We start from the raw sequence: 19,335 nt of genomic DNA, 5'->3' as shown, positions 1-19,335 counted from the left end.
GTCAGTTATGCACTTAACGTATTTAGATTAAGGATTGTGATTACAAAATGAGTCGACTCGCAACAATCTCTCGTCGTGCGCAAACCAAACCCAATGGCTTTACTCTAATCGAGTTAGTGGTGGTAATCATTATTTTGGGTGTTTTAGCGGTTGTTGCAGCCCCTAAATTTATTAGTTTAAAAAGTGATGCTTATGCCAGTGCAATGCAAGGTGTTGCCGCCGCCATTAGTAGCGGTAAAACCATGGTGTATTCAGCATGTGTTATTAGTACCAGTTGCGATGAAACGGCTGCTGCCGGAACGGGGAATGGTCTAGGTAATAGTATTACGGTACAAGGGCAATCGATTACGTTAGCTTACGGGTATCCGCGTCATACTTCAGCAGGCATTGCAAGAATGATTAACATTGTCGACAACAATGACGGTGGTGAATTTAACATCACACCAATCGATAAAAATAGCATTAATGATCGTGATGGCTTACGTATTCGTCCTAATGCCGATTATGACCTAAAAAAATGTGAGATTCGTTATTCACAGCCGTTAGCTGCGGGTGAGCAACCTCTGGTTGAAGTGGATATTGACGACTGTTAATACTGAGAATCACTCACATTTAAAAGAATGCCATGAAGATCACTTCATGGCATTTTTGTTGGTAGCAAGAATGTCGAAGGTATAATTGGGTTTAGTGACGTGATATTTTTGAGCTCAAGTACGATTTGTAGAGGATTTCACTCAAAAATATGATATTTATATAATTAATCACTCATTTGATTCTGACTAAAAAAGCGATCTGTTTAATGGATAAGAAAGACCTAAAGCTATTAGAAATATTACAGCGTCATGGCCGAATGGCGGTTTCTGAATTAGCCGACAAAGTAAATATGTCAGATACGCCTTGTTTGCGTCGAGTCAAAAAGCTTGAGCTTGATAAAGTCATTGTAGGCTATGGTGCCCAGGTAGATCCTGCAAAAGTGGGCCTAAGTGTCGTGGTGTACGCATCAGTGCGCTTGAGTGAGCATTCAGATGAGTCAACAGCATTATTTGAGAGTACGGTAGCGCAATTGCCTGCGGTAATGGAATGCTCGGTAGTGACGGGATCGCACGATTATTTATTAAAGATAGTCGCCAAAGACTTAGTGACCTACGAGCAGTTCATTAAAAAGTCTTTAGGTAACTTAAAGTACGTGTCTAATATTGAAACAACAGTAGTGTTAAAACAAATATTTAGTCATAACGTACTGCCAGTCGACGCATCGCCGATAGAGTAGTCAGTTATTGATTATATTGGCTATGCTCGGCGTGCTTACATAGCCAATACTCAAAATACCTAATACCTAATACCTAATGATGCTAGAGAGAGCGACTAACCTTGCTCCATTGACGCAATAAACTTGTTCGACTCTTCTATCGACTTGTTCATTTCATTAATTAAGCTTGAGATGTCAGTTTGTAAGCTAGCAAATTCACCTTTAATCGCGCCAATTGCTTGAGCATTTAAGTTATGCTTTAGATAGAGCATATTGTCTTTCATGGCGGTTAAAATCGGTGGCATTTTAGCTTCTGCACGGCGCATGCCTCTCACTAATGAAGTATAAGCGCGCTTGGTTTCGTTCAGTTTGTTGGTGCTATTGCGGCGTAAGCTGGCTTTGCTTATCTCGGTGATTTCATCTTGCCATTCTTCAAATAATGCATCGGCGACATCTTCCACTTTACCAATACGATTTGTGACTTCATCCGCCGCAGTTTGTGCCGACTCATATTCATCTTTGGCTTTGTTGTAGGCATCTTCTAAATCGCCGCCATCAAAAGCCAGTAAAGCTTGCATTTCTTCGAGTGCTGAACTGAATTGCTCTTGTGCTTCTTCTTGTGACTCTTTGGCATTTTGAACACGATCAACCATAATGTCGCGCTTGTGATAGCCGACTTTTTCCATGGCACCGTAATAGGCGCTTTGACAACCGCTCAACAGTAAACTGCTACTTAATAGTGCCAGTGATATCCATTTTTTCATCAATGTGTCTCTTTTTATTGTTTGAGTTGAACGTAACCTTAAAGAGGTTAACGATCAGATTTGATTAACTGCCTGATTTAAATTTTGCAGCGTCGATAATGCTCCATAAATGGAACAGGCCACCAATAATGGCGGGAATGACTAATACGAAAAAGAAGTAGCATACCGCCGTAATACAGAAAAATAACAATGCCGCTAAAATGCGTCCTTGTAAAAGTTGCCCTAGGCCTGGGAAAAATAAACTTGCTACTGCTGCGAGGACATTACCCGCCGAACCTTGCTGAGACATCAATTTGCTCCATTCTTTTAGCACTAATATGTTATAACATTGTACGAAGTTAGTGGCTTAATACAAATGTTATCTCTACTAACGGACTATGAAATAAGGATTATTATGCCCAAGAAGTTTGATTTTAGACCATTCGTCGAGTTTTTCACTGGTATTGGCCAGTTCTTACTGCACCTAAAACAACGCCTCGCCGACGACCAAATTAATATCCGTGCGGGCCATTTGGCCTATGTCACCTTGTTGTCGTTAGTGCCGATGGTGGCCGTGACGATGTCGATGCTATCGGCTTTTCCGGTATTCCAGGGTATTAGAGGTAAGATTGAAGGGTTTATTTATAACAACTTTATTCCTGCCGCCGGCGACACGGTACAAGTGTATATCAACGAGTTTGTCGCAAACGCTTCTAAGGGGACCTTTGTTGGTATTATCGCATTAGTGTTTGTCGCCATTATGTTGATATCGGCCATCGACAAAGCGTTGAATAACATTTGGCGAATTAGCGAAAAACGATCATATGTGGTGTCATTTTCAATGTATTGGATGGTGCTCACTTTGGGCCCTGTACTTATTGGTGCAAGCTTAGTGGCGACGTCTTATGTGGTGTCACTAGAAGTAGTGACTGGCACAGAGCTTTCAGGCATTGTGCCGTGGATTGTAGAGCGGATCCCATTGTTGTTTTCTGTGGCCTCTATTTTATTGCTGTATATGGTGGTGCCTAACCAAAAGGTGCGTTTTTTACATGCACTACTCGGAGCTATTGTGGCGGCGGTACTCTTTGAAGCCGGTAAAAAAGGTTTTGCATTTTATGTGACGCAATTCCCTAGTTACGAAGCGATTTACGGTGCGTTAGCGGTTATCCCTATTTTATTTGTGTGGGTATATCTATCGTGGATGATCGTATTACTGGGTGCTGAAATTACCGCCGCCTTACCTGAATATTTAGACAGCTTAGCGTTGATTGCAGAAGAGATGAAAGCAGAGATCTTTACCGAAGGTGAAGCCTCGAGCGAAGATGAGAATGCCCAAAAGATGAATGTGCATGATCCCGTGATGACATTAAATCAGTCACAGGCCAAAGCAGTCGCTGATTCAACGGTGGATAAGTCTTAATTCTTTTTGATGATAGATAATTAGCCGGGCTATTTTGCGTGATATTTGTATCGCGCGACATGGGATATTCCATGGCATTATGTTTTACCTCTTATTTAAGGTTATTAGGATTTTATGATTGCATTAATTCAACGCGTCAAGCGTGCGTCTGTTACGGTTGATGACGAAGTGATCGGTAAAATTGATCAAGGGTTACTGGTATTACTGGGTGTTGAGCGCGAAGATGATGCTGAAAAAATGGCAAAGCTGGCAACTAAGGTCATGAAGTATCGCGTGTTTAGCGATGATGACGGCAAAATGAACCTTAATGTGTCGCAAGTGGGCGGTCAGCTACTCGTGGTATCGCAATTTACTTTGGCAGCAGACACTGGGCGAGGCTTAAGGCCAAGTTTTTCGTGTGCAGCCACCCCAGAGCAAGCTAAGCAATTGTATCTCGATTTTGTGGATTTTTGCCGCCAACAAGGCATTGAAACTCAAACGGGTCAATTTGGTGCCGACATGCAAGTTGAATTACTCAATGACGGCCCAGTGACCTTTAATTTGCAGGTTTAACTTTTAAATAAGGCATAGACGATAAGGAGTGGTAATGTCACAAGACAATGTAATGCCAATCGGTAGTGGTTTTAGCGAACTGTTATCTCAATTACAAAATACATGGCATAGCACCATTCCTTTAAGCCAGTTTATGCAGGTTCAGCCGCTTCGTTTTAGTGGCACTGAATTACAGGTCACCGCGCCATTAACCCCGAATATTAATCTGCATAACACTATGTTTGCTGGCAGCATTTATACGCTAATGACCCTAACAGGCTGGGGCATGGTGTGGTTGCAACAACAACGTTTAACGCTACAAGGGGACATTGTATTAGCTGATGCCAACGTAAAGTACATCAAACCTATTACGGCCGACCCCATTGCGAAAGTGATTTGGCCGAATACTGATATGTCTGGTTTAGCTGATGGCAAGCGGATTAAGGTCACATTAGAAGTCGGACTATATTGTAACGAACAGCTGTGTGCTGCTTTTACGGGTCATTATGTGTCTTTACCTAAAGTGATACCTGAGTAAACCTTTCTAATTAATCGAACCTTATTGCTACATTTATCCGCTTTTTTTCTTTTTTATCGTTCAATATACTGATGTCATTGGTCGATTATGTAGAGACCTCACTGAATAAACTTAAACTAGTAGGCGGAATAAACGATGACAAAAGTACTCATGTTAAAATCGAGCATTTTAGGCGAATACTCTCAATCTTCAGCACTTGTTGACTATGCAACTCAGCAGTGGAGTGCACAAGGTGCTGAGATAACAACTCGTGACCTAGGTAGCAACCCAGTGCCGATGTTAGATGGCGAGATTGCTGCAGCTTTACGTGGCGGCGACAATTTATCTGAGCGCCAACAAGCAGCTTTGATATTGTCGGACGAATTAGTCGCGGAGATCAAAGCCCATGACACGATTGTGATAGCCGCACCAATGTATAACTTTAGTATTCCGACAACCTTAAAAAGTTGGATCGATTTTATCGCGCGCGCGGGTGTGACATTTGCCTATACCGACAAAGGCCCTGTAGGATTAATTGAGGGTAAGCGTGCGATTATTGTCACTACGCGTGGCGGCGCACATAAAGGCGGAAGTACAGATCACGTGGTGCCTTATTTAACTACCGTACTTGGCTTTATTGGTATTACTCATGTTGAAACCGTATACGCCGAAGCATTGAACATGGGCCCTGATGCGGCCGAAGCGGGTATTAGCCAGGCTAAACAGACTATCGACGCGATTACCTTGTAATTCAATTATCTTGATCTATGCATAACGCCCAAATCTAAACGATTTGGGCGTTTTTATTGGCGAACCTACCCACTTTTTTGTATTACTCTCTCTTGTGTTGATCCAAGTTGTTATCTGCAACGTATTGAGCGTTGAGATATATTGCTGGAAATATATCAATCTCAACTCACTGCCTAATCAAAATATTTCTATCTTGCTGACCCATTGTATTTGAGTCAATCCAGCTATCATTATATTGTTGAGTTAGTGGGTCCTTTGACACAAAAAGGCGTTAACCTATGCAGTTAAAAAAAGTGGTTATTGCGTCGGTTTTAATTTGTATTTGCTTAGGAATGATCCCTATACTTATGGTGTTAAGCCAATGGTATCAAGACAGTGAATCTTACGGCATTAATATTAACGACCACCAGCAATTACGCTTTACTTGGCAAGATGTTGAACAGCAATCGCATCAATTTCCTGCGTCCGCGGGTAAATATACCTACTTATTCTTAGGCTTTTTATCGTGCTCTGAAATTTGTCCGATACGGGTCCAACAAATGATTCAATTGGAGCAACACATACAGCAGGATGCTTTGTTTACTGGGGCTGAGGTGCAATTTATGTTTGTAACGATTGATCCTGACAACGATACCCCCGAAGTGCGTAAAAGTTTAATTGATGATCGATCGCCTCGCTTTGTGAGCGCGTCATTATCTGATGAGCAGTTACAGCGATTAGATAGGCGATTGTCTGAAAATATCAATCATGAACTCACCAGCATAAACCATGTTGGTAAACTGTTTTTAGTGTCCCCGGATGGACAACTTGCAAGAATATACACGGCTAAGCAGCTTTCAACACCCAAAATGCTGCATGAGCTTAAGCACATTATTTCATCTGAAATGTAGGCCTGTTTATGAATGATAACCAAACAACAACGCTGTTAAAGAAGCATGATTCATATATTTACCAAATATTAATGCTACAAGGGCCACTGCTGTTTATGAGTGGCTTTTTTGGCGCGAAAATGCTGACATTTAGCACTATCGCTGCGATTGCGATTTTAGTCTTAGTGCAGTTAAGTTACAGCTTATTAAAAGGCACTGAGTTATTTGCCATTGTGGGGGCGGTGATTATGATGACCGTTTCTGGGTTGTTGATTCAAAGCCAGATGGGCATGCTTGAGATGCACTTCCATATTTTTGCTTCTATGGGTGTATTTTTGATTTATTTACGCTGGCAACCCTTGCTGGCGGCATTATTAACCGTTGCGGTACATCATGTTGGCTTGACCTATATCCAACTGCAAGGTGTCAGTTTATTTGATACGCCAGTGATGATTTTTGCCGGTGAATGTAATTGGACCATTGTGTTGATCCATGCATTATTTGCTGCGGTAGAGACCTTTATTTTAATCCGTATCGGCTTGTTTATGCGCACAGATGCCGTGGCTAACCAGCGTATTGCTGGCGCGATTGAAACCATTTCAGCCAATAAAGATTTGTCCGTTCGGTTGCCATCAGCAGACACGCCAGCGGAAATGTCGTTTAATTTAATGCTCGAAGAGTTGTCGCAGTTATTTCATGATTATCGTGATATTGCCACGAAAATGGCCAATACCTCTGATAATTTAATGAATTTAAGTGATAAGACTCAGCGTTCAGTGGAGCAACAAACTCATCAAGCTCATGTCATAGCCGATGCTACGCAAGTGGTAATAGACCATTTTCAGCAAATGGCTCACGATAGCCAGTTATCTGCAGAGCAAGCTAAAGATGCTGCCAGTTCAAGCATTAGCGATCGCCAAAGTGCGCTTAGCATCATGAAAGACATGCAACTGCTTGAAACCAATACTACAGAAGTGACAGAGTCTTTAACCGAACTGACCAAAGATGTAGCGGCCATTACCTCGTTGCTGCAAGCTATTCGCAGCATTTCAGATCAAACTAATTTACTAGCGCTGAACGCGGCAATTGAGGCCGCTAGAGCCGGTGAGAGTGGCCGTGGCTTTGCGGTGGTTGCCGATGAAGTTCGTACACTCGCGCAACGAACGAGCCAATCTACAGATGGTATTGAAAAAGTGTTGAGTCGTCTAAACGTGAGTATGTTAAAAACAGTTGAGTCGATGGACCAAGGTAGAAAGCGCACTTCAGAAAACGTGCAGCATACTAATAATATTGCTAAGGGACTCGATTTGCGTTCCGCGCAAATTGGCCAAGTTTCTACCTTAAGCAACAATGTTGCCAATGGCACTCAAGAACAGGCCAATAAACTCAACCAAATTGGTGCAGAGATTTTAGATAATGCCAAAGCAGTGGTGGTGTTATCTGAGCAAGTGCAGAAGCTTGCGGTTGGTGCTGTTGAAATGAAACGTATTACCGAAGATTATCAAACTAAGGCCGCTGCCTATAAAGTGTAGCGTGTAGAGTAGATAGGCTTTGAAATAAAACAGATGTCAGCATGACTGCTCACATCTGTTTTTATTTTATCTTAGATAGAAACATCTAAATATTGGCATAAGCGCTTAAAAATAGGTTTTTAAGTACTTTTTGGCGTAGCTGCGCAGTTTTTTATTGTCTGCGTTGTTAGCTAGCGCTTCAATGACCGGTTTAAACTTATCGTTACCTGAGCTGGCTAAGGCTTTGGCTAACCAGGCATAAGTATCAATGGCTAAGCGGCTGTCGTCCAGCAAGCGCGGCTGAGCTAATTGTTCACTAAGTTGAGTTAACATCACCTCGCTATTTTCTCGTTCATACATGATCCGCTTAGCGGCAATGCGGATTAATATCAGGTCATCACTGGCTAAAGCGTTGCTGTATGCATTTAAACGAGGCGTTAAATCGACATGCGTTTGCGCGTGCAGAATGGGATTCCAAATGACGTATTGGCTAATATTAGTAATACCTTCATTGGCATATTTACGTAATTTTTTATGGTAATCACCTTCGGCAATTTGGCTTAACGTAGCACGATATTTTTCGTTGCCAGAATAGCCTAAACCTTTAGCAAGCCAGGATGAATAATCGATAGCTTTTTTGTCAGTCGCGCTGGTTAAACTCTGTTTAAGCGACGCTTCTATCGCATCATATACGGCGACATCTTGCGGCCCTGAAATAATTAAGGTTTCAATGGCGTGTATTTGTTGAGCGTGATTGTCACCTTGAAATATCGCCTGATATTGCTGTTCTTGTACGATGGGTTCTTGTGCGCTGACTAACGGGGTGAATAACGAACTCAATAATCCTACGGCCATCAGTAATCCGCTGATTGCCATGTTGCTTACATTTTTTGTCATGCTATGTCCTTTTATCATGTGAGTTATTTCTTAGTTCCAGCGTTTAAAAATCAGTGAAGTATTGATGCCACCAAAGGCAAAGTTGTTGCTCATGATGTATTGGGTATCAAGTTGGCGAATATCGCCTTTGATATAATCCAACTTGCCGCATTCAGGGTCAATTTCATTGAGGTTTAATGTTGGTGCAAACCAGCCTTCATTCATCATTTGGATACTGGTCCATGCTTCGAGTGAGCCACAGGCGCCAAGCGTGTGGCCGGTATAGCTTTTAAGTGATGAAATCGGCGTATTTGCACCAAAAACAGCATGCGTTGCTGCGGTTTCGGCAATGTCACCGCGGTCTGTAGCAGTACCGTGCGCGCTGATGTAACCAATGTCTTGCGGCGACAGCTTAGCGTCTTTTAACGCTAAACGTATGGCCACTTCCATTGTGTGTGCATTGGGTTGAGTCACATGTTGGCCGTCAGAGTTGGTGCCAAAGCCAACAAGCTCAGCATAGATTGTTGCCCCGCGAGCTTGAGCGTGTTCTAACTCTTCGAGTATTAACGTACAGGCTCCTTCTCCTATGACTAAACCATCACGCTGACTGTCAAATGGGCGTGGGGTTTGTTCGGGAGTATCATTTTGAGTGCTGGTAGCAAATAAGGTATCAAATACCACCGCTTCTGTTGGGCATAGCTCTTCACCGCCGCCGGCTAACATAATGGTTTGCATACCATATTTAATCGCTTCGTAAGCATAACCTATGCCCTGGCTGGCAGAGGTGCAGGCACTGCTTGTGGTATGAATACGACCTTGTAAGCCAAAAAACACCCCAATATTTACCGCCGTAGTGTGGGCCATCATTTTGATATAGCTGGTGGCGGTCAGTCCCGACATTTCACCGGTTTTAAGCATGTCACCAAAGCCCATAATCGGTTCAGTACTGCCGGTAGATGAGCCATAAGCGACTCCTACCTGGCCTGAGCTCAATACCGGGTCATTTAACAACCCTGCGTCTTCTAACGCCAGCTCGCTTGCGCGGGTTGCCATGAGTGACACCCGGCCCATTGAACGGATTTTTTTACGTGAGTAATGCGATGGTACTGTAAAGTCACGCACGGGCGCCGCGAGGCGAGTGTTTAAGTCAGGATAGCGATCCCACTCGTCCATGCGAATAACACAATTATGCTTGGCTAATAAACTGGCTTTAATCTGTTGCCAGTCCTGACCGAGAGCAGAAATACCGCCCATACCTGTGACGACTACGCGCTTCATATCATGCCTCCATTGACCGAAATCACTTGGCGGGTGATGTATGCAGCATCATCAGACAATAAAAAGTTTGCCAGACCGGCTATTTCATTGGGTTTCCCCATGCGTTTCATTGGTACCATTTGGTTGACTAAATCGGTTGGGAAATCACTCACCATGTCGGTTTCGATTAACCCTGGAGCAATGCAATTCACGGTGATTTTGCGTTTGGCTAACTCAAGTGACAATGCTTTTGTTGCACCAATAATGCCTGCTTTAGAGGCGCTGTAATTGACTTGGCCGCGATTACCGGCAATACCCGAAACCGATGCGAGGGTAATAATGCGTCCACCTTTACGGGCTTGTACCATTGGCATGATGGTTGGGTGTATCACATTGTAAAAACCGTCTAAATTGGTGTGGATAACACTGTCCCATTCGTTTTCGGTCATGGCGGGGAAGGCGGTATCACGGTTTATGCCGGCATTTAAAATAACCCCGTAATAAGCACCATGCTCGGCAATATCGGCTTCAATAGCTTGCTTTGCGGCAGGACGATCGCCGATATCAAACTGCAATACAGAGACATTGACGCCAAGGTTGGTGAGTATTTGCTGCACTTCAGCCGCAGCGTTATGGTTGCTGTGAAAGTGCAGCGCAATATCAAAACCATTTTCGGCTAATTTAATGGCAATGGCCTTGCCGATCCCCCGGCTTGAGCCGGTAATTAATACTCTGTTAGTCACAAGTCTCTCCATGATGTGCTGTTTTATTATTATGAGTTGCTAGGTTCTGTTTGGTTTTCGTTAATATAGGCTTGAGTGTTTAGTGGTTGAAACACATTGACGTTTGCCGAGGCGACCACATGGTTTTGATGAAATATTTGGCAATCAAATACCGCTAAACCAGAAGGCTCTTGATAAAGGCGGCTCACCTTGGTGTGATAGGTTTGCCCAAGGATAAAATGGCCTATGTGCATCTGTAATTTACGGCTTCCCAGTAAAAAACCGACGCGTACTTTGTCACCCTTTAACTTGGCTTCAACGCCTGCTAATGCTGCAATGCTCTGCGCCATGTATTCAATGCCGACGTAATTGGGCACACCATTGATTGTGTTGTCAAAGTAAGCGCTTGCTTCGCTAATATGGATAGCCGTAAGCAGAGTGTCGGGTTGATGTTCGAGTAGCTTATCAATCAAAATCATTGGCGCTCGATGCGGCACAAACTCGCTGATATCGTGGCCTAATAGCGTGGCGTCAGCAATAAGGGTCGACATGGTTTTAGGCATCCTTTTTACAAAAAATAACGCTGGCGTTGCTGCCACCAAAGGCAAATGAGTTACTCATAATGTAGTTGAGTGACTTTGCTGGTTGTGAATTAGGTAGCGGTGAATTGGCGTGCTGTGAAGCGTTGGCGCTCACTAAGGGTATGCTTGGGTCGTTATTGTCAGCGTGACCGTCCCATATATGAGGGGGCAACTGTTGAAGATAATTATGTGGGCTGAGCAGTAAATAACAAAATGCTACCTCAATGGCGCCAGCAGCACCCAAAGTGTGGCCTGTTAAGGGTTTGGTTGAGCTACACGGCGGTAATGCTGGGCTAAATACCTTGGTGATTGCGCGTGATTCCATGGCATCGTTTTTTGGGGTGGCAGTGCCGTGCAAATTAACATAATCGATTTGTTCTGGCTGAATATTTGCCGCGGCTAATGCGCTATTCATGGCTGCAATGGCGCCTAAGCCTTCAGGATGCGGCGCTGAAATATGGTGGGCATCAGCAGATTCGCCTATGCCCGCGAGCATGACGTCGCTTTGGCCACGCGTTAAGGTAAATAGCGCAGCGCCCTCACCAATATTAATGCCGTCGCGGTTTAGGCTAAACGGATTACAATGTGCTTTAGCAATAGACTCTAGCGAATTAAATCCATTTACGGTTAATTGGCATAAACTGTCGACGCCGCCGACGATAACCATGTCACACAAGTTTGCGAGCAGTAATCGTTGTGCGCTGGCAAACACTTTGGCACTTGATGAACACGCGGTCGACACAGTGTAGCAAGGGCCTTCGAGTTCAAATAACTGCTTGAGGTAGTCGCTAGTGCTGCCCAGTTCTTGTTGTGAGTAATGGTAACTCGGTGGAAAGTGACCATGTTCGAGTTGATAGGCTAATGCCGCTTCACCTTTGGAAATTCCCGATGTACTCGTGCCTAATACTACGCCAATTCTATCAGCTCCATACCTGGCTTTTGCCTCGTTTACTGTATGAGTTATTTGCATTGCTGCAGTGTTAAGTAAACGATTATTTCGGCAAGCAAACAACTGTAAATGCTCGGGAATATCAATAAGGCTGTCATCATTTACGCTACCGACAATCGTTGGGCCGCTAAACAATAAATCATCACGGTATTGCATGGCACTGGTGTCGCCATTGACCAAGCGCTGCAACACTGTTTCAGGCGAGTTGCCTAACGGCGTACAAAGTCCGATATGGGTTATTGCTATTCGGTTATTCATATTGTGTGCTCAGTCTTTGTCATTGGTTACTCGAGTGGCGTGATGTGCAACAAAATGTCGGCTGATTTGATGGTGACGCTAATATTTGCTTGCCACGGGTTGAGATCACTATAGCTGATACTGATCTGCTCGCCATCGGCATCGATTAACTGTTTGCATAATGCACTTGCGCAAGGTGTATCCAGCAACTGAGCACCTGAGAGTTGTTTATTGACTTGCTCCGAAGACCAGTAGACAAGCTGCATGATGGCCATTAAGTACTCAGCATTAAAGGCATCGCCTAACAAGTTACTTTGCTCACTTTGCAAGGTGTGGCCATCGTACACCAGGGTAAACAATGCCTGGCCTAAAGGCGCGAGCCCCACTAAGGTCATACGCTGTGAGGTGAGCTCTAATTGAGTCAGTAATTCATGATTATCTTGGCCGCGGTTCATGCTGATCATTTGGCTTAGACTGATCTCGCTTTGGGTATTTAGGGGCGTCACGGTGGGCGCTAGGCAATATTGAGCCTGACTGGTTATCGCCATACAGGTTTGTCGGGTAAATTGTTGGCTACAACTTGCCAATGCGCACAGCAAAAACACTGCGCCAATCACCCCGATAGCACGACTATGATTAAGCAACATCTAACTCCCGACATAACTCAACGATGGTATTAAGGCGACGCTCTGATTCTTTAACAAAAGGATTTTTAGTGTCCCATGCGTAGCCTGCCAAAATAGAGCAAATCATTTGTTTAATATTGTTGTTCGCCTGTTGATAAAAAATCACATCTTGAAAACGGCCGTCATACCAGGCTTGAACATAAGTTCTAAAGGTATTAACCCCAAGCATTAACGGCTCAGCGTAATCCGCTTGCCAATCGACAGTTTCGCCTTTGAGCTGCTTATCAAGAGTTGCGCACGCCATGGCGGCCGACTGCATTGCAATAGTGACCCCAGATGAAAATACTGGGTCAAGAAACTCACCCGCATTACCCAATAAAGCAAACTTGTTTGTGGCAAGTGTGGTCACATTGGCCGAGTAACCCTGGAGCGTTGCACAGGGTTGCACTACTTTAGCATTAACAAGTAAACGCTTTAAATCGGGTTCCTGCGCAATAATAGTCAGCAACTGTTGCTCCAGGCTACCACTTAAATGCGCTAATAAATGGGGCTCGCCGACAACACCAATAGAGCAGCGGTTATTGCTAAAGGGAATGAGCCAATACCAAATGTCTTTATGTTCGGGATGAACACTGATGAGGATTTTATTGCGATCAAATTCGCTGTCGCTAATGTTATCTTCAATATGGGTAAAGATAGCGCTGCGTGACGGTAAATTTGATGGTCGTTCAAGGTTTAATAACCGGGGCAATACTCGGCCAAAGCCGCTGGCATCGACAATAAACTTGGCATTGATTTGGTAATGCTGACCTTGTTCATTAGTAATTTGCAGTGTGGGCTCAGCGCTTATATCGACCGAATCAACCTGATGACCAAAGCGAATGTCGACGCCCTGGCTGATGGCGGTGTCGGCCAGTAATTTATCAAATTGGCCGCGCTGAACTTGAAACGTGGTGCCCGGGCCTGGAGTGAACTTATCGGTAAAGTCGAATGTGGTGTAACGGCCTTGATGACGAAATGCGGCGCCATTTTTAAATTGAAAGCCAGCCTGATTAACCGCATCTAGCATACCGGCTTGTTCAATAAATTGCATACAGCAAGGCAGTAAACTCTCACCGATAGAAAAGCGCGGGAACTGTTGCTTCTCAACCACCACAACCTTATGACCTTGTTGGCGTAATAAGCTGGCAGCTATCGCGCCAGAGGGGCCGGCACCAATAATGGCGACGTCGACGTCCATGTTGCTGAGTGTGCTTGTTTGACTGCTTAACATTTACAGTGACTTCCTTGTAAAAAATGAGATAAACGGCGCTAATAGAAAAGCAAAACTGATGCCAAATAAAAGCGTTAGGCCGAAAAAGTGAATCGCATGGGTTTGGCTCAGTGCCAGTAAACCAAAGGCTAATAAGGTTGAGCAGGCCGACATAAATATTGCCATCATCACCCCATGGTTGGTGTGCTTGGCTTCGGCAAAAAATAAGCTGTAATCAATACCAATACCCAGCACTAAAATAAAGGCTAAGGCATGAAATAAGCTAATGCTTGAGCCAACTAAGCCCAAACAAGCCAAAGTAAGTAACACGGCAAATGCCGGTACCGCAACAATGGCAAGCGCCAGTTTAATGCCATATTTAATGCTAAAAACAATACTGGCAAGCGCAAACACCCACATTAACAACTGAAACGTCAGTTGGCGATACTGGCCCATAATGTTGGATATATCGCCAACCTTATCAATCACTCTGACTTGCCCTAAAGGCCAACTCTGGTTTGTGAGTCGCTGGGTTAACGAGGGCAGAGAATGAATGCCACCTAGTAATACAATTGCACCAAATTGTGTCGTATTGTCAGCGCTTGCAACATCACCCAACCACAAGGCTTTTAAGTCATCATTGGCGTGCTTAAGCACAGTTTGAGGTGTGAGCCATGCTGAGTTAGCCAGATTAAGCTCGGCCATTAAACTGGCCTTTATGCTGTCATCTAGGCCCATTTGCTCAATGATTTCAGCCAGGTGTTGTTGGTAAAGCTGTTGCTGTAGCTGGTAGTGATGCTGCTGACGTACCATGCTCGGCATAAAGCGGCTGATGCTAACCGCTTGATCTATTTCATTGTTTGAAATAGCGGTCTCTAATACTGGGGTTAGTTGCTCAAGTGTTTGCAGTAAGTCTTGTTCATTGGCGCTACTGACTAAAATAAATTGGTTATCTGTGCCGCCGCTGAGCAATTGTCTCAGCTGGTTTTCTTCAGTGGTTATCGCCTCTGGGCTCTGCTGCAATTGACGAATGTCATCGTTGGCGGTGAGTTGCGATACCCCGAAAAACAGCATCATTAACACACCAACAGGCAGCAGCATTAATACGACTTTTTGTACCGGTTTTGTTGGGATAAATACGCGGTATAGCCAGCTTAAATAAGCGTGAGCAAACCCAAGCCCTCGAGTCTGTTTTAGTGACTGATTACCCAAAAGCGGAAATATTAAAAGCAAGGTGAGATACGCGCCAATTAAGCCCGCTGCGCAAAATACCGCGACTTGTTGCATCCCTGGGAAAGGCGTAAAACCAATGGCGATAAATGCACTTGCGCTGGTGGCTAATGCGAGTGTTAGCGCAGGGAAAATACGTTTGATGGTGTCAGTGGCTGTGTCATTAGGGTGTGCTTGTTTTTCGCAATAAAAATGAAAGCTGTAATCAATGGCCACGCCAATTAAGCTGGTGCCAAACACCAATGTCAGTAAATGCAATTCACCAAATAGACTTAGGGTGGCGACAAAAGCAAACACGACGCCAGTGGTTAAGGTGAGTACCGCGGCTACTAATGGCATCACTGAGCGAAATGCCAATAACACCAATAATACAATGCCCAGCATGGAGATTAAGCCGATTCTGCTGATCTCTTGTTTGGCTGATTCGGTTGCGGCGATAGCATGAAACAATGCCCCAGCCTTGAGAACGCGGATTTGCGGATACTGTTGAGTTATCTGACTAAAAGCAGATTGTAGTGCAAGCATTTGTTGTTGCTGAGCAGTAGGGCTAAACGCGCTGTCACGACCTTTGGCCATAACAATTGCGGCGACTCCGCTATCCGTATCGGTGAGTAAAATACCCTGTTGGCTACGAAGTTTGCTATTCGGTGACAGCGCCAACAAGTTTGCTGGAAACAATAACAGCGGGTCGCTCGCTAACAGTTGGCTGTTAGCAAAACCAAAGGCGCTATACAGCTGGCTTTGCGCGGCGGCCAATAACTCATGCCAGTTATCTGTTTCTAGCGCATGTGTTTGCTCGAGAGTGAGTAAACTAAAGCGATGCTCAAAATACACTTTGGCTAACTCTTCTAACAGATTATCAGCGCCGCTTCGAATGGCGATAAACGGTTGTGATGACTGGCTTTGTAATGAGGTTATTACCTGCTGAGCCGCACTAATGGCCTGGTTGTCGTTCTCTGCTATCAGTGCAATATATACTTGATTCGCCAGCCTCTTTTCGACGGTATCTAATGCTGTTTCGGTGAGTTTGTCTTGTTGTAAATGTGGCAGCATGGCCAAAATATCAGTTTGGATCCGCGCGCCTTGCTGCCATTGCCAAGCGCCGCTAATTAACATGGCAAGCAGCAATAACAACCATACCGCAAAGCGGCTTTTGGCTGAGGTTAATGCATTAAACGGGTTGCGAGGCATTACTGAGCTAACTCACTGTTTAGGCTAAATAGTGCAAGTTCGCTGTCGCTAAGCGGGCCATGTTCAGTATTGGTAAATTGTATATAGGTGTAGTCGCTGATATCCGTTTGCTGGCTGGTCATGATGAGTGAGCGAATGTGAGTGTCACCACTGAGGGTAATGTTACCCATAGCAGCATGCACTTGCGGATCTTTTGCTTGTAAGCCGAGTTGCCATAGCTCGCCCGTTTTTTCTTCGACCATAAATAACGCAAAGTCAGCGTGTAGCGCTTCAATGTCGCCTGCCATTATGGCCTGCAATAAACGTGGCAGTTGCTGCGCGATAGGATTGCCGCTGGCTGCTGCGCTGAGTCGTTGCACTTTTCCCTGACTGTTTTGCTGAATTAACTGCTGACCTTTAAGCACCATTAAACTGTTAAAGGGTTTAAGTTGTTGCCAAACTAAGCCTTGTGTAGGGCTGAAAATAAACCGACCCTGGCTTTGCAATGGTTTTTTGAGCACCGCTAAATGGCGTTGTTGTATGAACTGTCCGCGGGTATCGGCTTGTAAATTCAGTTGCTGCGCTAACGCCTTAAGGGCTGAAGAGCTAGCCGGTTGTTGGTACAAACTGTTAATTTGCGCTAATTGAGCCTTTGTCAGTTGAGCCTCATCCTCTTGAGCCTTATCGTCAGTATGGGCTTGTGTAGATGAACTCTGTGACTGCGCACTTTCAATATTGTTGTCAGCATTGTTATCAGCAGCTACGGGTGCCGGGTTTGCGCTTACATTGGCAACTAGAGTGCTCCAGCAAAGTAGGAGACTTGTTAGCAATAGCGCCTTAATTACTGGCATAAGGCTTGGCTCTCATCTAATAACGGACGAATTTTTTGCTGAAACACCTCTGGCGTTACAAAGCATAACTCCTGAGTGGCAATCTCTACTGCAGCTTGAATGGTATAACCTTTGGTTATACGTGCATTGGTTTGGGCATCGACAATTTGGTAGTTAATTCGCAAACGGTTTTCCCACTCAACAATGGCGGCAATCACTTTGACTTTTTGATCAAAGGTGCTGCTTTTAACATATTTAACCTGTACGTCGACAATCGGCCAGGCATAGCCTGATTCCAGCATAGTGCGATAGTTATAACCGAGTTTATCGAGTAATAGACAGCGTACAACTTCAAAATAGCGCAGGTAATTACCGTGCCAAGTAATGCCCATGGAGTCGACATCGTGAAACGGGATCACCATTTCCATTTCGGTCAGCAGTAAACCTTTCATTTAGCACACCTCCCATTGACCGAGTTGAATTTTTTCAACCGTTTGGCGCAGTACTGATTCTAAAGGACGGTCTTCAGTGAGCAGCTCGCAATCGTTGCTCACTTGCTCAAGGGTTTTAGCGAGCGACGGGGTTAATGACTGCGGATCTAACTCTTGCTGTATCACCCGCAGTTGGATCCCCTGGCTCATGGCTAATAAGGCCGCTGCTGCCACTTGTTCTGTTAGTTGTAGTACGCGCATGCAATCTCGCGCGGCAATGGTGCCCATGCTGACTTTGTCTTGATTATGGCACTCTGTAGAGCGCGAAAACACACTGGCAGGCATGGTGTTTTTTAATGCTTCAGCAGTCCAGGCCGACACGCCGATTTGTACCGCTTTAAAGCCGTGATTAATGGCGCGGCGCTCACCCGTTGCTGCCGATAAATTAGCCGGTAAACCATTATTAAATTTCGGGTCCATCACTAATGCCATTTGGCGATCAATTAAATCGGCTATATTGGCCACGGCGTTTTTCATCGCATCCATAGCAAAGGCTATATGCCCGCCATAAAAGTGGCCGCCATGAAGTATGTGTTCGCCTTCAGCATCCACAATCGGGTTGTCGTTGGCACTGTTGAGTTCGGTTTCAATAAACTGGCGCATAAACGGCAGAGCATCTTGTAACACCCCGATAATATGCGGTGCACAGCGGATTGAGTAACGGTCTTGTAGACGGTCGGAATTACGCGGATGAGTGCGATGGTTTAAGTCTTCACGGATCCAACTGGCAATTTGGTTTTGCCCTGGGTGAGGTTTGGCGGCAAATAAAATCTCGTCAAAATGGTTAGCATTACCTTTAAGGGTTAACGACGCCATCGCAGTTATACGACTTGATAAACGGCTCAAATATTGCGATCTGTCATAGGCTAAACACGCCAGTGCTGTCATGACGGCAGTGCCGTTCATTAATGCGAGGCCTTCTTTAGGGCGCAACCTCAATGGCATCATGCCAAGTTGTAAATACACATCTTTAGTGGCTTGGCGTTTACCTTGGTACATGACCTCGCGCTCGCCCACTAATACTGCAGCAAGGTAAGACAATGGCGTTAAATCACCACTGGCACCAACCGAGCCTTCCTGGGGAATGATGGGGGTAATGTCGTTGTTTAATAGCCACTCAATACGTTGCAATAATAGATAACTCACCCCAGATTTACCCACAGCCAATGAGTTTAGGCGGCATGCCATAATGGCGCGTGATTGCATTGGGCTAAAACTATCGCCTAAGCCACAGCCATGAAAACGGGTTAAATGCAGTGGTAATTCGTGGACTAAATCTAAGCTTACATTGACGGTGCAAGAGTCACCATAGCCGGTGGTGACGCCATAAACTACGCCCTCTTCATGTAACAAACTGTCAATGAAACGAGCGCCTTTTTGAATATATTCAACGTAGTCAGCGGTGTCAGTGAGCTTAACTTGGGCGCCTTTGGCGACAGCAACAATTTGTTCAAGGCTGAGATAGTGTTGACCAAAATGCACAGTGTTATCGGTAGCGTCTGTTGAAGATGTGTGGCTCATGAG

The 19,335-nt window shown here is 44.8% G+C and carries 21 protein-coding genes; 8 read left to right on the top strand and 13 right to left on the bottom strand.

The genetic code is table 11. The features are described 5' to 3' along the window. Positions 1-47: 47 nt before the first annotated feature. Both AC19MV_RS07610 and AC19MV_RS07605 read left to right on the top strand, forming a co-directional pair. A complete protein-coding gene (locus tag AC19MV_RS07610; RefSeq protein WP_498306760.1) occupies positions 48-593 on the top strand; it encodes a type II secretion system protein in 546 nt (181 codons plus the stop codon). Positions 594-799: 206 nt separating this feature from the next. After that, positions 800-1,270: an Lrp/AsnC family transcriptional regulator gene (locus tag AC19MV_RS07605; protein WP_432400516.1), complete on the top strand. Its 471-nt coding sequence runs from the start codon at positions 800-802 to the stop codon at positions 1,268-1,270. Positions 1,271-1,365: 95 nt separating this feature from the next. Here the strand turns inward: AC19MV_RS07605 and AC19MV_RS07600 are convergent, their stop codons facing one another. Together AC19MV_RS07600 and AC19MV_RS07595 are read right to left on the bottom strand one after the other, a co-directional pair. After that, complete coding sequence (locus AC19MV_RS07600) at positions 1,366-2,013, bottom strand: DUF2959 domain-containing protein (RefSeq protein WP_432400514.1); 648 nt, start codon at positions 2,011-2,013, stop codon at positions 1,366-1,368. A 64-nt stretch (positions 2,014-2,077) separates the two neighbouring features. After that, positions 2,078-2,302, bottom strand: coding sequence for a hypothetical protein (locus tag AC19MV_RS07595; RefSeq protein ID WP_011635820.1), 225 nt, complete (start codon positions 2,300-2,302; stop codon positions 2,078-2,080). 105 nt (positions 2,303-2,407) lie between these two features. Here AC19MV_RS07595 and AC19MV_RS07590 point away from each other — a divergent pair, with 105 nt between their 5' ends. The 6 genes from AC19MV_RS07590 to AC19MV_RS07565 all read left to right on the top strand — a co-directional run bounded on the left by AC19MV_RS07590 (position 2,408) and on the right by AC19MV_RS07565 (position 7,611). Continuing rightward, positions 2,408-3,412, top strand: a complete 1,005-nt coding sequence (locus tag AC19MV_RS07590; protein ID WP_498306758.1) for a virulence factor BrkB family protein — start codon at positions 2,408-2,410, stop codon at positions 3,410-3,412. A gap of 114 nt (positions 3,413-3,526) precedes the next feature. Then, the gene (dtd, locus tag AC19MV_RS07585; protein WP_432400510.1) at positions 3,527-3,964 is read left to right on the top strand and encodes a D-aminoacyl-tRNA deacylase; all 438 of its coding nucleotides are present in this window, start codon (positions 3,527-3,529) and stop codon (positions 3,962-3,964) included. A 34-nt stretch (positions 3,965-3,998) separates the two neighbouring features. Continuing rightward, on the top strand, positions 3,999-4,481 hold the full coding sequence (locus tag AC19MV_RS07580; RefSeq protein ID WP_498306756.1) for a thioesterase domain-containing protein: 483 nt from the start codon (positions 3,999-4,001) through the stop codon (positions 4,479-4,481). Between the two features lie 135 nt (positions 4,482-4,616). After that, positions 4,617-5,210 (top strand): FMN-dependent NADH-azoreductase, encoded by a 594-nt coding sequence (locus AC19MV_RS07575; protein WP_498306754.1) that lies wholly within the window; start codon positions 4,617-4,619, stop codon positions 5,208-5,210. Positions 5,211-5,488: 278 nt separating this feature from the next. Next, on the top strand, positions 5,489-6,100 hold the full coding sequence (locus AC19MV_RS07570) for an SCO family protein (protein WP_498306753.1): 612 nt from the start codon (positions 5,489-5,491) through the stop codon (positions 6,098-6,100). Between the two features lie 8 nt (positions 6,101-6,108). After that, the gene (locus tag AC19MV_RS07565) at positions 6,109-7,611 is read left to right on the top strand and encodes a methyl-accepting chemotaxis protein (protein ID WP_498298195.1); all 1,503 of its coding nucleotides are present in this window, start codon (positions 6,109-6,111) and stop codon (positions 7,609-7,611) included. A 105-nt stretch (positions 7,612-7,716) separates the two neighbouring features. Here the strand turns inward: AC19MV_RS07565 and AC19MV_RS07560 are convergent, their stop codons facing one another. The 11 genes from AC19MV_RS07560 to AC19MV_RS07510 are packed head-to-tail and all read right to left on the bottom strand — an operon-like array spanning position 7,717 to position 19,332. After that, positions 7,717-8,487, bottom strand: coding sequence for a hypothetical protein (locus AC19MV_RS07560; protein ID WP_498306751.1), 771 nt, complete (start codon positions 8,485-8,487; stop codon positions 7,717-7,719). 30 nt (positions 8,488-8,517) lie between these two features. Next, positions 8,518-9,744 carry a beta-ketoacyl-ACP synthase gene (locus tag AC19MV_RS07555; protein ID WP_498306749.1) on the bottom strand — a complete coding sequence of 409 codons (1,227 nt, stop codon included), beginning with the start codon at positions 9,742-9,744 and terminating at the stop codon, positions 8,518-8,520. Further along, positions 9,741-10,466, bottom strand: coding sequence for a 3-ketoacyl-ACP reductase FabG2 (locus tag AC19MV_RS07550; RefSeq protein WP_498306748.1), 726 nt, complete (start codon positions 10,464-10,466; stop codon positions 9,741-9,743). The genes AC19MV_RS07555 and AC19MV_RS07550 overlap by 4 nt, the downstream gene beginning before the upstream one ends. 29 nt (positions 10,467-10,495) lie before the next feature. Continuing rightward, entirely contained in the window at positions 10,496-10,996 is a 501-nt protein-coding gene (locus tag AC19MV_RS07545) for a hotdog family protein (protein WP_432400493.1), read from the bottom strand. A 4-nt stretch (positions 10,997-11,000) separates the two neighbouring features. Further along, positions 11,001-12,233, bottom strand: a complete 1,233-nt coding sequence (locus tag AC19MV_RS07540; RefSeq protein WP_498306747.1) for a beta-ketoacyl-[acyl-carrier-protein] synthase family protein — start codon at positions 12,231-12,233, stop codon at positions 11,001-11,003. A gap of 26 nt (positions 12,234-12,259) precedes the next feature. Next, entirely contained in the window at positions 12,260-12,859 is a 600-nt protein-coding gene (locus tag AC19MV_RS07535) for a DUF3261 domain-containing protein (protein ID WP_498306745.1), read from the bottom strand. Then, positions 12,849-14,111, bottom strand: coding sequence for an NAD(P)/FAD-dependent oxidoreductase (locus AC19MV_RS07530; RefSeq protein WP_498306743.1), 1,263 nt, complete (start codon positions 14,109-14,111; stop codon positions 12,849-12,851). Before AC19MV_RS07530 ends, AC19MV_RS07535 begins: the two co-directional genes overlap by 11 nt. Continuing rightward, positions 14,112-16,511 (bottom strand): MMPL family transporter, encoded by a 2,400-nt coding sequence (locus tag AC19MV_RS07525; protein ID WP_498306741.1) that lies wholly within the window; start codon positions 16,509-16,511, stop codon positions 14,112-14,114. After that, positions 16,511-17,341 carry an outer membrane lipoprotein carrier protein LolA gene (locus tag AC19MV_RS07520; RefSeq protein ID WP_498306739.1) on the bottom strand — a complete coding sequence of 277 codons (831 nt, stop codon included), beginning with the start codon at positions 17,339-17,341 and terminating at the stop codon, positions 16,511-16,513. Before AC19MV_RS07520 ends, AC19MV_RS07525 begins: the two co-directional genes overlap by 1 nt. After that, complete coding sequence (locus AC19MV_RS07515; protein WP_498306737.1) at positions 17,332-17,772, bottom strand: acyl-CoA thioesterase; 441 nt, start codon at positions 17,770-17,772, stop codon at positions 17,332-17,334. Before AC19MV_RS07515 ends, AC19MV_RS07520 begins: the two co-directional genes overlap by 10 nt. Continuing rightward, a complete protein-coding gene (locus tag AC19MV_RS07510; protein WP_498306735.1) occupies positions 17,773-19,332 on the bottom strand; it encodes an HAL/PAL/TAL family ammonia-lyase in 1,560 nt (519 codons plus the stop codon). Positions 19,333-19,335 lie beyond the last annotated feature (3 nt).

This window comes from Shewanella sp. MF05913 (assembly GCF_059758095.1).
This window is presented reverse-complemented; position numbering and strand designations above follow the sequence as displayed.

Bases quoted from the DNA above. Each gene is read 5' to 3' on its own strand.
- AC19MV_RS07520 (WP_498306739.1), bottom strand. From the start codon at position 17,341: ATGCCAGTAATTAAGGCGCTATTGCTAACAAGTCTCCTACTTTGCTGG.
- AC19MV_RS07605 (WP_432400516.1), top strand. From the start codon at position 800: ATGGATAAGAAAGACCTAAAGCTATTAGAAATATTACAGCGTCATGGC.
- AC19MV_RS07525 (WP_498306741.1), bottom strand. From the start codon at position 16,511: ATGCCTCGCAACCCGTTTAATGCATTAACCTCAGCCAAAAGCCGCTTT.
- AC19MV_RS07540 (WP_498306747.1), bottom strand. From the start codon at position 12,233: ATGAATAACCGAATAGCAATAACCCATATCGGACTTTGTACGCCGTTA.
- AC19MV_RS07575 (WP_498306754.1), top strand. From the start codon at position 4,617: ATGACAAAAGTACTCATGTTAAAATCGAGCATTTTAGGCGAATACTCT.
- AC19MV_RS07590 (WP_498306758.1), top strand. From the start codon at position 2,408: ATGCCCAAGAAGTTTGATTTTAGACCATTCGTCGAGTTTTTCACTGGT.
- AC19MV_RS07610 (WP_498306760.1), top strand. From the start codon at position 48: ATGAGTCGACTCGCAACAATCTCTCGTCGTGCGCAAACCAAACCCAAT.
- AC19MV_RS07595 (WP_011635820.1), bottom strand. From the start codon at position 2,302: ATGTCTCAGCAAGGTTCGGCGGGTAATGTCCTCGCAGCAGTAGCAAGT.
- AC19MV_RS07545 (WP_432400493.1), bottom strand. From the start codon at position 10,996: ATGTCGACCCTTATTGCTGACGCCACGCTATTAGGCCACGATATCAGC.
- AC19MV_RS07580 (WP_498306756.1), top strand. From the start codon at position 3,999: ATGTCACAAGACAATGTAATGCCAATCGGTAGTGGTTTTAGCGAACTG.
- AC19MV_RS07555 (WP_498306749.1), bottom strand. From the start codon at position 9,744: ATGAAGCGCGTAGTCGTCACAGGTATGGGCGGTATTTCTGCTCTCGGT.
- dtd (WP_432400510.1), top strand. From the start codon at position 3,527: ATGATTGCATTAATTCAACGCGTCAAGCGTGCGTCTGTTACGGTTGAT.
- AC19MV_RS07510 (WP_498306735.1), bottom strand. From the start codon at position 19,332: ATGAGCCACACATCTTCAACAGACGCTACCGATAACACTGTGCATTTT.
- AC19MV_RS07530 (WP_498306743.1), bottom strand. From the start codon at position 14,111: ATGTTAAGCAGTCAAACAAGCACACTCAGCAACATGGACGTCGACGTC.
- AC19MV_RS07560 (WP_498306751.1), bottom strand. From the start codon at position 8,487: ATGACAAAAAATGTAAGCAACATGGCAATCAGCGGATTACTGATGGCC.
- AC19MV_RS07515 (WP_498306737.1), bottom strand. From the start codon at position 17,772: ATGAAAGGTTTACTGCTGACCGAAATGGAAATGGTGATCCCGTTTCAC.
- AC19MV_RS07565 (WP_498298195.1), top strand. From the start codon at position 6,109: ATGAATGATAACCAAACAACAACGCTGTTAAAGAAGCATGATTCATAT.
- AC19MV_RS07535 (WP_498306745.1), bottom strand. From the start codon at position 12,859: ATGTTGCTTAATCATAGTCGTGCTATCGGGGTGATTGGCGCAGTGTTT.
- AC19MV_RS07600 (WP_432400514.1), bottom strand. From the start codon at position 2,013: ATGAAAAAATGGATATCACTGGCACTATTAAGTAGCAGTTTACTGTTG.
- AC19MV_RS07570 (WP_498306753.1), top strand. From the start codon at position 5,489: ATGCAGTTAAAAAAAGTGGTTATTGCGTCGGTTTTAATTTGTATTTGC.